This is a genomic window from Variovorax sp. FG153, from assembly GCF_057809595.1.
Window position 1 is genome coordinate 24834 of sequence record NZ_JBMDKG010000039.1, and the last position, 11894, is coordinate 36727.

Annotated in this window: 11 protein-coding genes; 10 read left to right on the forward strand and 1 reads right to left on the reverse strand. The window is 69.9% G+C overall.

The window, feature by feature from the left end:
* Nucleotides 1-49 precede the first annotated feature (49 nt).
* Entirely contained in the window at nucleotides 50-664 is a 615-nt protein-coding gene (locus tag ACODT0_RS31310; RefSeq protein WP_261209979.1) for an ATP-dependent Clp protease proteolytic subunit, read from the forward strand.
* A 149-nt stretch (nucleotides 665-813) separates the two neighbouring features.
* Here ACODT0_RS31310 and ACODT0_RS31315 read toward each other — a convergent pair whose 3' ends face one another.
* Nucleotides 814-1203, reverse strand: a complete 390-nt coding sequence (locus ACODT0_RS31315) for a RidA family protein (protein ID WP_057597741.1) — start codon at nucleotides 1201-1203, stop codon at nucleotides 814-816.
* 205 nt (nucleotides 1204-1408) lie between these two features.
* Here ACODT0_RS31315 and ACODT0_RS31320 point away from each other — a divergent pair, with 205 nt between their 5' ends.
* The 9 genes from ACODT0_RS31320 (at nucleotide 1409) to ACODT0_RS31360 (ending at nucleotide 11882) form a co-directional block, all read left to right on the forward strand.
* Complete coding sequence (locus ACODT0_RS31320; RefSeq protein WP_489043078.1) at nucleotides 1409-2980, forward strand: ABC transporter substrate-binding protein; 1572 nt, start codon at nucleotides 1409-1411, stop codon at nucleotides 2978-2980.
* 174 nt (nucleotides 2981-3154) lie between these two features.
* Nucleotides 3155-4096 carry an ABC transporter permease gene (locus ACODT0_RS31325; protein ID WP_261209987.1) on the forward strand — a complete coding sequence of 314 codons (942 nt, stop codon included), beginning with the start codon at nucleotides 3155-3157 and terminating at the stop codon, nucleotides 4094-4096.
* A gap of 3 nt (nucleotides 4097-4099) precedes the next feature.
* Nucleotides 4100-4939, forward strand: coding sequence for an ABC transporter permease (locus ACODT0_RS31330; RefSeq protein ID WP_296738168.1), 840 nt, complete (start codon nucleotides 4100-4102; stop codon nucleotides 4937-4939).
* Nucleotides 4939-5976: an ABC transporter ATP-binding protein gene (locus ACODT0_RS31335; protein WP_444814090.1), complete on the forward strand. Its 1038-nt coding sequence runs from the start codon at nucleotides 4939-4941 to the stop codon at nucleotides 5974-5976. The genes ACODT0_RS31330 and ACODT0_RS31335 overlap by 1 nt, the downstream gene beginning before the upstream one ends.
* On the forward strand, nucleotides 5973-6953 hold the full coding sequence (locus ACODT0_RS31340; RefSeq protein WP_261209992.1) for an ABC transporter ATP-binding protein: 981 nt from the start codon (nucleotides 5973-5975) through the stop codon (nucleotides 6951-6953). Before ACODT0_RS31335 ends, ACODT0_RS31340 begins: the two co-directional genes overlap by 4 nt.
* A 2-nt stretch (nucleotides 6954-6955) precedes the next feature.
* The gene (locus tag ACODT0_RS31345) at nucleotides 6956-8257 is read left to right on the forward strand and encodes an amino acid deaminase (RefSeq protein ID WP_261210133.1); all 1302 of its coding nucleotides are present in this window, start codon (nucleotides 6956-6958) and stop codon (nucleotides 8255-8257) included.
* Between the two features lie 11 nt (nucleotides 8258-8268).
* Entirely contained in the window at nucleotides 8269-9180 is a 912-nt protein-coding gene (locus tag ACODT0_RS31350; RefSeq protein ID WP_261209994.1) for a MurR/RpiR family transcriptional regulator, read from the forward strand.
* Entirely contained in the window at nucleotides 9177-10652 is a 1476-nt protein-coding gene (locus tag ACODT0_RS31355) for an N-acyl-D-amino-acid deacylase family protein (protein ID WP_489043079.1), read from the forward strand. The genes ACODT0_RS31350 and ACODT0_RS31355 overlap by 4 nt, the downstream gene beginning before the upstream one ends.
* 105 nt (nucleotides 10653-10757) lie before the next feature.
* On the forward strand, nucleotides 10758-11882 hold the full coding sequence (locus ACODT0_RS31360; protein ID WP_422097860.1) for a hypothetical protein: 1125 nt from the start codon (nucleotides 10758-10760) through the stop codon (nucleotides 11880-11882).
* Nucleotides 11883-11894 lie beyond the last annotated feature (12 nt).

Below are 11894 nucleotides of genomic sequence, written 5' to 3' on the forward strand. Positions count from 1 at the left end.
AAAGCGTGGGCTTGTTCGTCAAGACAGTTCCCACCCCCTGGAGCTTTTCATGACCGCCATGTTCACGCTGGAATCCGAAGACGACACCCGCCCGGCCGCCACCGCCGAGCCGCGCAATTCCTACCTCGAGGAGAAGGCCTTCCGTTCGCGCACGCTGCTGATCTTCGGCAGCATCACCGACGCCGTGGCCGCCGACGTCACGCGCCGGCTGATCGCGCTCGACGCCGACAGCGCCGACAAGCCCATCGACATCCTCGTGAGCTCGCCCGGCGGCCACCTCGAATCGGGCGATGCGATCCACGACGTGGTGCGCTTCATCGCCGCGCCGGTGCACATGATCGGCACCGGCTGGGTCGGCAGCGCCGCCACCCACCTGTTCCTGGCCGCGCCGCGCGAGCGCCGCGTGTGCCTGCCCAACACCCGCTTCCTGATCCACCAACCCTCGGGCGGGGCCGGCGGCCAGGCCACCGACATCGCGATCCAGGCGCAGGAGATCGTCAAGGCCCGCCAGCGCATCGCGCACGAGATCGCGCGCGAGACCGGCAAGCCCATCGAGGTGGTGCTGGCCGACATCGAGCGCGATCGCTGGCTGTCGGCCGAGGAGGCGGTCGACTACGGGCTGGTCTCGCGCATCGTGCAGCGCAAGAGCGAGCTGCGGGGCTAACGCTGGACGGAAATCCGAACCGCCGAACGCAGAAGAAAAACCAAAGCTACGCAGAAGTCGCAGAAAAGACCGAAGACATTTTCGGTTTTCTTCTGCGACCTCCGCGCAACCTTCGCGACCTCTGCGTTCGGCTGCCCGATCCCCGTGTCTCAAGCCTTCGGCTTGTACGCCACCACGTCGATCTCCACCTTCGCATCGACCATCAGCCGCGCCTCGGTGGTCGAGCGCGCGGGCTTGTTCTCGCCGAAGTAGCTCATGTAGATGCGGTTGAAGGCGCCGAAGTCGCGCGCGTCGTCGAGCCAGCAGGTGGTCTTGCAGACGTCGTCGAGCGTGGCGCCGGCCAGCGCGAGCACGGTCTTCAGGTTCTCCATCACCTGGCGCGTCTGCGCCTCGATGCCGCCGGCCACGATCTCGCCCTGCGCATTGGCCGGCACCTGGCCCGACACGTAGATGAAGTCGCCCGCGCGCACGGCCGGCGAGAAGGGACGCACCTGGCGGTCGGAAGCGGTGGGCGGGGCGCCGAGGTATTCGAGAGGCATGGACGAACTCCTGTCTGAAGAAGGGAAATGAAAGGGGAGGGGGGTGGAAACGGCCGCCAGTATCGGCCGAAACTGAAAATCTATTTCAGTGATAACGCTGAATAAAGGGTTTTCACGGATGATTTGGCATAGATACTGCTTCAAAGTGCGGCCCGCAAAGAAAGTTTTTTTCACAAACGCGTCTCGCCCCATGAAGGAGAACTCCATGCCCCACGCCGGCTCTTTCCCGCGCCTGCCCATGCTGTCGAAGCGCACCCTTCTGGGTGCCACCCTGCTCGCGGCGCTGTATGCCGTGGCACCGCTGAACGCCCAGGCGCAGGGTCCGCGCAACTTCGCCACGCTGGCGATGGTGGCCGAGCCGCAGACGCTCGATCCGATGGCCTCGACCGCCGACCTGGTCGGAACCATCATGCAGCACGTCTACGAGACGCTCTACACCTTCGACGCCAAATGGAACGTGGTGCCGATGCTGGCCGATGGCATGCCGAAGATCTCGGCCGACGGCAAGACCTACGCGATCGCGCTGCGCAAGGGCGTGATGCTGCACAGCGGCCGCGAGCTCACGGCCGACGACGTGGTCGCGAGCCTGCAGCGCTGGATGGACCAGTCGCCGCGCGGCAAGGCCGTGGGCAAGGAGATCGACAGCCTCAAGGCCAAGGGCCCGCTGGCGGTCGAGATCGTGCTCAAGGAACCCTATGCGCCGCTGCTGTCGCAGCTCGCGCTGCCCAGCGGCATGGCCGCGATCATGGCCAAGGAATCGATCGCCTCGCCGCTCAAGGACTTCGTCGGCACCGGTCCCTACAAGTTCAAGGAACGCCGGCCCGACCAGTTCGTGCTGCTCACGCGCTTCGACAAGTACGCGGCGCGCAAGGAGCCCGCGAGCGGCTACGGCGGCAAGCGCGAGGCCGCGATCGAGGAGCTGCGCTTCGTGCCGGTGCCCAACGCCAGCACGCGCGTCGAGGGCGCGCTGGCCGGCCAGTACGACTTCGCCGACCTGCTGCCGGTGGAGGCGCTGCCGCGCCTCGAGAAGTCGGGCGGCAAGACGGTGCCGATCATGACGCCCTCGTTCGGCTTCCCCTACCTGGTGCTCAACACCAAGGAAGGCGTGGCCGCGAGCCAGCCGGTGCGCCAGGCGATCCAGACCGCGCTCGGCGAGGGCGAGATGCTCGCGGCCGGCTTCGGCGACACGCGCTTCTTCGTGGCCGAGGCCAACCACTTCCCGAAGGGCTCGCCCTTCTATTCGACGGCCGGCGCCGACCAGTACAACCAGCGCAACGCCGCCAAGGCCAAGGAGGCCGCGGCCAAGGCCGGCTACAAGGGCGAGCCGATCCGCGTGCTCACGAGCCGCCAGTACGACTTCCACTACAACATGTCGCTGCTGATGGCCGAGCAGCTCAAGCGCGCCGGCTTCAAGGTCGACCTCAACGTGGTCGACTGGGCCACGCTGGTGCAGCGCCGCAACGACGCCAAGCTGTGGGACATCTACGTCACCCACTCGGGCCAGTTCCCCGAGCCCATGCTCTCGCCGCCGCAACTCGGCGACGGCGCGCCCGGCTGGTGGGACACGCCGGCCAAGAAGGCGGCGCTGCAGGCCTTCAACGTCGAGAGCGACCCGGCCAGGCGCGGCGCGCTGTGGGGCAAGGTGCAGCAGGTGGTCTACGAGGAGGTGCCGTACATCAACGTCGGCAAGTTCAACGGGCTGTCGGCCAGGAGCCCGGCGCTCGACAACTACCAGCCGGCGACCTGGCCCTTCTTCTGGAACGCTCGTATCAAGTAACGCGGCTGCCGGATACGGGTACCGGACGCAGAGGACGCGAAGGTTTCGCAAAGGGCGCGAAAGAACAGCCAAGGAGATTCTTCAGATGAATTTCCTTTTGCGTCTTTCGCGGAACCTTCGCGTCCTCTGCGTCCGGCTGTCCGATCCCGCATTTCCCGAAAAGAACCACATCCCATGATCCGCTACATCGCATCCCGCGCCACCGGCATGCTCATCGTGCTCGCCCTCGTGGCGGTGCTGGTGTTCGTGCTCACGCGCGCCGCCTCGGGCGACCCGGTCTCGGTGCTGCTGGGCGACCAGGCCACCGCGGCCGACATCGCGCGCGTGCAGAAGGAATACGGCCTCGACAAGCCGCTGCCCGTGCAGTTCGGCTACTGGCTGCGCGAGGTGCTGCAGGGCAACCTCGGCACCTCGATCTTCCTGCAGCGCCCGGTCACGCAGGCACTGTGGGAGCGCGCCGAGCCCACCGCGCTGCTCGCGCTGATGGCGGTGGCCATCGCCGCGCTGATCGGCGTGCCCTGCGGCATCGTCTCGGCCGTGTTCCGCGGCCGCGCGGTCGACCAGCTGTTCACCGGCATCGCGATGCTGGGCGCGAGCATCCCGAGCTTCTGGCTCGGCATCGTGCTGATCCAGATCTTCGCGGTCTCGTTCGGCTGGTTCCCGGTCTCGGGCTACGGCGCGCCCGACGCGGCGCTGGCCGAGCGGCTGCATTCGCTGGTGCTGCCGGCCACGGTGCTGGGCCTCTTGAACTCCGCGCTCATCATCCGCTTCACGCGCGCCTCGATGCTCGACGTGCTCGGCGAGGACTACGTGCGCACCGCGCGCTCCAAGGGCCTGAGCGAGACGGTGGTGGTGCTCAAGCATGCGTTGCGCAACGCGCTGGTGCCGATCGTCACGGTGATCGGCCTGACGGTGGCGCTGATGATCGGCGGCGCCGTCATCACCGAGACCGTGTTCGGCCTGCCGGGCGTGGGCAACCTCGTGGTGAGCGCGGTGCTGCGGCGCGACTACCCGGTGATCCAGGGCGCGCTGCTGGTGATCGCCGCGATCTACGTGCTCATCAATTTTTCGATCGACCTGCTGTATGCGGTGGTCGATCCGCGCGTGAAGGTCTGAGCCATGCGGATGCCAAGAATGCTTCGCCAGCTGATGCACCGCCGCATCGTGATGCTGTCCGCGCTGGTGCTGCTGGCGATCGCCATCCTCGCCATCGGCGCGCCGCTGTTCGCCTCCATCGATCCCAACGACACGGCCGTGCTGCAGCGCCTGAAGGCGCCGAGCGCCGAGCACCTGCTGGGCACCGACGAGCTGGGCCGCGACCTCTATTCGCGCATCGTGCACGGCGCGCGCTACTCGCTGGCGATCGCGGCGCTCACGGCGCTGGGCGCGGTCGTCGCGGGCACCGTGCTGGGCCTGATGGCCGGCTTCTTCCGCCGGCTCGACGCGCCACTGATGCGCGTGGTCGACGCGATGATGTCCTTCCCCGACATCCTGCTGGCGATCGCGCTGGTGGCGATCCTCGGGCCCTCGCTGGTCAACACGGTGCTGGCGCTGGTGCTGGTCTACACGCCGCGCGTGGCGCGCGTGGTGCGGGCTTCCACGCTGGTGGTGCGCGAGCTGCTGTTCGTCGAGGCCGTGCGCGCGCTCGGCGTGCGCACCTCGCGCATCCTGTGGCGCCACATCCTGCCGAACCTGATGTCGCCGATCCTGGTGCAGGTCTCGTTCATCTTCGCCTACGCGATCCTGGCCGAGGCGGGGCTGTCCTTCCTCGGCGTCGGCGTGCCGCCCGAGATCCCGACCTGGGGCACCATGGTCGCGGGCAGCCAGCAGTACGCGCACCAGGCCTTCTGGGTGGTGCTGTTCCCGGGGCTCGCGATCATCCTCACGGCGCTGTCGCTGCAGCTGCTCGGCGACGGCGTGCGCGACCTGCTCGATCCCAAACTCAAAAAGACCGCGTGATGACGACCGCCACATCCTCCCCGCGCCTCGTGGTCGACAGCCTGAGCACCAGCTTCCCCACCGAGGACGGCCTGATCCGCTCGGTGGCCGACGTGAGCTTCGCGATCCAGCCCGGCAAGACCACCGCGCTGGTCGGCGAGTCGGGCTCGGGCAAGTCGGTCACCAGCCTCACGCTGATGCGCCTCTTGCCCAGGACCGCCAACGCCCAGGTCAGCGGCGGCGCGCGCTTCGTCACGCGCGAAGGCAGGACCGTCGACCTGCTGACCCTGCCCGAGCGCGAGATGCGCGCATTGCGCGGCAACCAGCTCTCGATGATCTTCCAGGAGCCGATGACCAGCCTGAACCCGGTGTTCACCATCGGCGAGCAGATCGCCGAGAGCGTGCGGCTGCACAAGGGGCTCGATCGCCAGGCCGCGCTGGCCCATGCGAAGCGCATGCTCGACCTGGTCGAGATCCCGGCCGCGGCGCAGCGCCTGCACGAGTACCCGCACCAGCTCTCGGGCGGCATGCGCCAGCGCGTGATGATCGCGCTGGCCATGGCCTGCGACCCGACGCTGCTGATCGCCGACGAGCCCACCACCGCGCTCGACGTGACCATCCAGGCGCAGATCCTGGTGCTGATGCGCCGGCTGCAGGCCGAGACCGGCATGAGCATCCTGTTCATCACGCACAACCTCGGCGTGGTCGCGCACCATGCCGACGACGTGGTCGTGATGTACGCGGGCCGCGTGGTCGAGAGCGCGCCGGTGCGCCCGCTGTTCGCGCAGCCCGAGCATCCGTACACCCAGGGCCTCTTGGCCTGCCTGCCGGGCAAGGCGCGCCAGCCGGGGCAGCCCAAGCCCAGGCGCCTGTTCGCGATCCGCGGGCAGGTGTCGAGCCCGCTGGCGCCGCCGCCGGGCTGCGCCTTCGAGCCGCGCTGCGACCATGCGCAGGCCGGTTGCGCCACGGCGATGCCGCCGCTGATCGACATCCGCCTGGACCGCCAGGCCCGCTGCACCCGCGTGCAGCCCGACGCCCACCTCGCGAGGCTCGCATGAACGCCGTCGTTTCCCCCCTGATCGAAGTCCGCGGACTCAAGAAGTATTTCGGCAGCGGCGAACGCCCGGTGCGCGCGGTCGACGATGTGTCGTTCGCGATCCAGCCCGGCGAGACGCTGGGCCTGGTCGGCGAATCGGGCTCGGGCAAGAGCACCATCGGACGCACCGTGCTGCGCCTGCTCGAGCGCACCGAGGGCCAGGTGCTCTACCGCGGCGACGACATCGGCGCGCTCTCGGGCGAGCGCATGCGCAAGCTGCGCAGCAAGCTGCAGATCATCTTCCAGGACCCGTACGCGAGCCTGAACCCGAAGATGCGCATCGGCGCGATCCTCGGCGAGGCGCTGGCCACGCACGGCCTGCACAAGGGCGCGGCCGCGCGCGACAGGCGCATCGCCGAGCTGCTCGAGACCGTGGGCCTGCGCGCCGAGCATGCGAGCCGCTTCCCGCACGAGTTCTCGGGCGGCCAGCGCCAGCGCATCGGCGTGGCGCGCGCGCTCGCGGTGGAGCCCGAGTTCATCGTGGCCGACGAGCCGCTGTCGGCGCTCGACGTGTCGATCCAGTCGCAGGTCATCAACCTGCTGGCCGACCTGCGCGAGCGCCTGGGCCTGACCATGCTGTTCATCTCGCACGACCTCGACGTGGTCGAGTACCTGTGCGACCGCGTGGTGGTGCTGTACCTGGGCAAGGTGATGGAGGTCGCGGAAACCGACGAACTCTTCGCGCGCCCCTCGCACCCTTACACCCAGGCGCTGCTGGCCGCGAGCCCGAAGCCCGATCCCGAGCTCGCCACCGAGCGCATCGCGCTCAAGGGCGACATCCCCAGTCCGATCTCGCCGCCCTCGGGCTGCGTGTTCCGCACGCGCTGCCCGCATGCCATCGAGGCCTGCGCACGGACCGTGCCGCCGCTCGAGCAGGTTTCGAGCGGACACTACAGCGCCTGCATCCGCAAGGACCTGCTTTCCCCCATCGCCGCATGACCATGACCGACACCGCCGCTCCCTCCTTCGACGACCCGCTGCTGGGCAGCAGCTTCAAGGGCTATCCGCGCACCCAGGCGCCGCGCCGGCGCAGCGAGATCGGCGCCGCGGGCTGGAACGTGCTCGCGGGCGACCTGCCGCTGCCGCTGGCCGTGCTCAAGCGCGAGGCGCTCGAGCACAACCTGGCCTGGATGCAGGCGCGCGTGCGCGAATGGGGCATCGACCTCGCGCCGCACGGCAAGACCACCATGTCGCCGCAGCTGTTCCAGCGCCAGCTCGATGCCGGTGCCTGGGGCCTGACCTTCGCCACCGTGACCCAGCTCGCGGTGGGCGTGGCCGCCGGCGCGCGCCGCACGCTGATCGCCAACCAGGTGGTGAGCGACGAGGACCTGGCCGGCATCCAGCTGCTGCTGCGCGACCATGCGGGCCTGCGCATCGTGTTCCTGGTCGATTCGCTGGCGCAGCTCGCGCTGATCGAGGACTGGGCGCGCCGCCACCCGAACAGCGTTCCTTTCGAGGTCATGCTCGAGATCGGCGTCGCGGGCGCGCGCACCGGCTGTCGCACGCATGAAGAGGCGGTGGCGCTCGCCACGCGGCTGCGCGCGAGCGACGCGGTGCGGCTGGTGGGCATCGAGACCTACGAAGGGCAGGGCGCCACCGGCGCCAGCGAGCCCGACGCGGCCTATGCCGCGACCCTGATGGACCGCGTGGAAGCGGTGGCGCGCCATTGCGACACGCAGCAGCTGTTCGAGACCGACGAGGTGCTGGTCTCGGCCGGCGGCTCGGCCATCTTCGACCTCGTGGCCGGGCGACTCAAGCCCGCGCTGGCGTCGCCGGTGCGCGGCCTGCTGCGCTCGGGCTGCTATGTCACGCACGACCATGGCTTCTACAAGCGCATGGTCAGCGCGGTCGACGAGCGCCTCGGTTGCGATTGCGGCGAGAGCCTGGTGCCCGCGATGGAGGTCTGGGCCACGGTGCAGTCGCGGCCCGAGCCCGGCCTCGCGATCCTTGCCGTGGGCAAGCGCGACATCTCCTTCGACCTCTCGCTGCCGGTGCCGATCGCGCGCGCGGCGCGCGGCGTGCTGGTGCCCGAGGCCGTGCCCGCCGGCTGGAAGATCACCGCGCTCAACGACCAGCATGCCTACCTGCGCTGGGAGGCCGACGAGGAGGCGCGCGCGCCGGCCGTCGGCGACCGCGTGGGCCTGGGCATCTCGCACCCCTGCACCACCTTCGACAAGTGGCACTGGATGCCCGTGGTCGAGAACGACTACCGCGTGAGCGACGCGGTGGCGATGCACTTCTGACCGCGCGGCCGATGACTCCCTCGCTGCTCCAGAAGATCGCGCAGACCCGCGAGGGCGCGCCCGCCACGCGGCGCGCGATCCTCGACCTGATCCTCGAGGACCCCGACCGGGTGCTCGAGGAGAGCTTCGAATCGCTGGCCGAGCGCTCCGGCAGCTCGGTGCCGACCATCATGCGCACCTGCCGCGACCTCGGCTTCGCGGGCCTGCGCGAGTTCAAGCTCGCGCTGGCGCAGGAGCTCGCGCTCGGCGGCTCGCCGCTGCACCGCCGCGTCAACATCGAGGACGCCGCCGACGAGGTGGTGTCGAAGATCGCGCGCAGCGCGGCCGCCTCGGTCTCGGGCGTGCGCGGCCAGCTCGACATGCAGGTGCTCGACGGCGCCGTCTCGGCCATCGCGGCCGCGCCGCACGTCGACCTCTACGGCGCCGGCGCCACCTCGTGGTTCATGGCCAACGACCTGCAGGCGCGGCTGTTCCGGCTCGGCCTGTCGGCCAATGCCTGGGCCGACTACCACCTGCAGCAGGTGGCCGGTGCCGCGCAGCGCCCGGGCGGCGTGGTGATCGCGATCTCGCACGTGGGCGGCATGCCCTCGCTGCTCGACGCGGTCGACATCGCGCGCGGGCAGGGCGCCAAGGTGGTCGCGCTCACGCGGCCCGGCACCGCGCTCGCGGCCAGGGCCGATTTCCTGCTCGGGCTCTCGGTGCCCGACGACGCCGTGATGCACGTGGGCATCGATGCCTACCTGACGCACCTCACGGCGATCGAGATCCTCACGGTGCTGGTCGCGCAGCGGCGCGGCGAGCCGGCGGTGCAGCGCCTGCAGCGCGCGCGCGAAGCCTTCCAGCGCCACGGCATCGACGCCACCACGCACCCGCTGCAGAGCTGGGACGGCGGCGGCATCAACGAGAAAGGACACCGGTCGTGAGCGCTCCCCAAGCCGTGCTGCTCGAGGCCGGCCTCGTGGTCGACGGCTCGGGCGGCCCCTCGTGGCCCGGCGACGTGCTGCTGCACGGCGACCGCATCCTCGCGCTCGGCGAGGGCCTGCGCGCGCGCCTGCCCGAGGGCCTCGAGCTGGCCGATGTCGAGGTCGTCGACTGCCGCGCCAAGGTGATCGCGCCGGGCTTCATCGACGCCCACACCCACGACGACGCGATCGTGCTGCGCGACCCGCTGTGCCTGCCCAAGGTGTCGCAGGGCATCACCACCGTGGTCACGGGCAACTGCGGCATCTCGCTCGCGCCCTACCGCACGCCGCAGTCCAAGCCGCCGCTCACGCTGCTGGGCGCCGACTCGTTCCGCCACGCGAGCATGGCCGAGTACCGCGCCGCGGTCGACGCCACGCAGCCCGCGCTCAACGTGGCCGCGCTGGTGGGCCACACCACCCTGCGCTTCGCGGCCATGGAGGCGCTCGACCGGCCCGCCAGCGCCGACGAGCTCGCGCGCATGGCGGCGCTGCTCGAGGCCTGCATGGAAGAGGGCGCGCACGGCATGTCCTCGGGCCTGTTCTATGAAGAAGCCTTCGCCGCGCCCGCCGAGGAGGTGACCGCGCTCGCGCGCGTGGTGGCGCGCCATGGCGGCGTCTACGCCACCCACCTGCGCAGCGAGATGCAGCAGATCGTCGAGGCGCTGCACGAGGCCGGCGACTCGGCCTTCGCCGCGGGCGTGCCGCTGGTGATCTCGCACCACAAGTGCGCCGGGCCCGCGAACTGGGGCCGCACCAGGGAGACGCTGCCGCTGATCGAGTCGCTCGCGCGGCGCCAGAAGATCGCGATGGACGTCTACCCCTACGTCGCCGGTTCCACCGTGCTGCGCGAGGACCTGGTCGACGGCGTGATCGACGTGCTGCTGACCTGGTCCGACCCGCATCCCGAGATGACCGGCCGGCTGGTGTCGGACATCGCGCGCGAATGGGGCGTGAGCGAGCAGGAGGCCTGCCTGCGGCTGAAGCCCGGCGGCGCCTGCTATTTCCAGATGCAGGAAGAGGACGTGGAGCGCGTGATCGCGCATCCGCTGACCATGATCGGCAGCGACGGCCTGCCGCACGACCGCCATCCGCATCCGCGGCTGTGGGGTGCGTTCCCGCGCGTGTTCGCGCGCTACTGGCGCCAGCGCCGGCTGTTCACGCTCGAGCAGGCGGTGCACAAGATGACCGGCATGAGCGCGCGCAACCTGCGCATCGCCGAGCGCGGCCTGCTGCGCGCGGGCCACATGGCCGACGTGGTGGTGTTCGATCCCGAGACCATCGCCGACACCGCCACCTACGACCGGCCCAAGGGGCTGAGCCTGGGCATCGAGCGCGTGTTCGTGAACGGCGAGCTCGCTTACCGCGGCGGCGCGACGGTGGACGAGGCGCGCGTGCTGGCGCGCGCGGGGCGCATGCTGACGCGCGGCACCTGAGCGCGGCGGCGCGGCGCGCCGCTGTCATCGGACTGTCACGAACCGTCATATTGCGTGGCTAGGATGTTCCTCGAACCCCGATGAAGGGGCCGAGGAGCAGCACCGTTGGAAATCCGCAAACTGATCGCGCCGGCGCTTGCCGTGGTCCTGCTGGCCGCGGTCGCGGGCGGCGTCTGGTATTCGAACCAGCGCGTGCGCGACGACACGGCGGCCGGCAACGCCGCGCGGATCGAGCAGGCGCGCCATGTGGCGCTGCGCGGGCTGATCGGGTCCGAGAAGGAGTCGTTCTTCGCCGACGAGCGCGTCAAGCAGGCGCTGGCCGCGCAGGGCATCACGGTCACGGTGGAGAAGGCCGGCTCTCGCACCATCGCCGAGCGCTACGACGCCGGCAGGTTCGACTTCGGCTTTCCCTCGGGCGCGCCGGCCGCGCAGCGGCTCAAGGAGCTGGCGAAGGCGCCCAATGTCTACAACCCCTTCTACACGCCGATCGTGCTCGCGAGCTGGCGGCCGATCGCCGAGATCCTGATCGCCAATGGCGTGGCCGAGAAGCAGGGCGACTTCTATTACGTGGTCGACCTGCCCAGGCTGATGGCGATGATCGAGAAGGGCACGCGCTGGAAGGAACTCAAGGCCAGCGCCGCGTTCTCCACCAGCAAGTCGCTGCTGATCAATTCGACCGACGTGCGCACCTCCAATTCGGCGGCGATGTACCTGGCGCTGGCGAGCTATCTCGCGAACGGCCAGCAGATCGTGCAGAGCCAGCAGGACGTGGACCGCGTGCTGCCGACGGTGGCGCCGCTGTTCCTGCGCCAGGGCTTCCAGGAACAGTCCTCGGCCGGTCCGTTCGAGGACTACCTCGCGCTCGGCATGGGCAAGGCGCCGCTGCTGGTGGCCTACGAATCGCAGCTGGTGGAGTTCTGGCTCAAGCATCCCGACCGGCTGCGCGGCGACATGGTGCTGCTCTACCCGCGGCCCACGGTCTATTCGAAGCACGTGCTGGTGCCCTACACGCCGGGCGGCGCGCGCCTGGGCGCGGCGCTGGAGAACGATCCCACGCTGCGCGAGCTCGCGCACGAGTACGGCTTTCGCACCGGTGGCGAGGCCAAGGGGCCGGAGAACTGGGCCGGCCGCGGCGTCAAGGTGCCCGACGTGCTGGTCGACGTGATCGACCCGCCCAGCTTCGAATGGCTCGAACGCATGACCACCGCCATCGAAGGCCGCTTCAAGTGAACCCGAGGAACC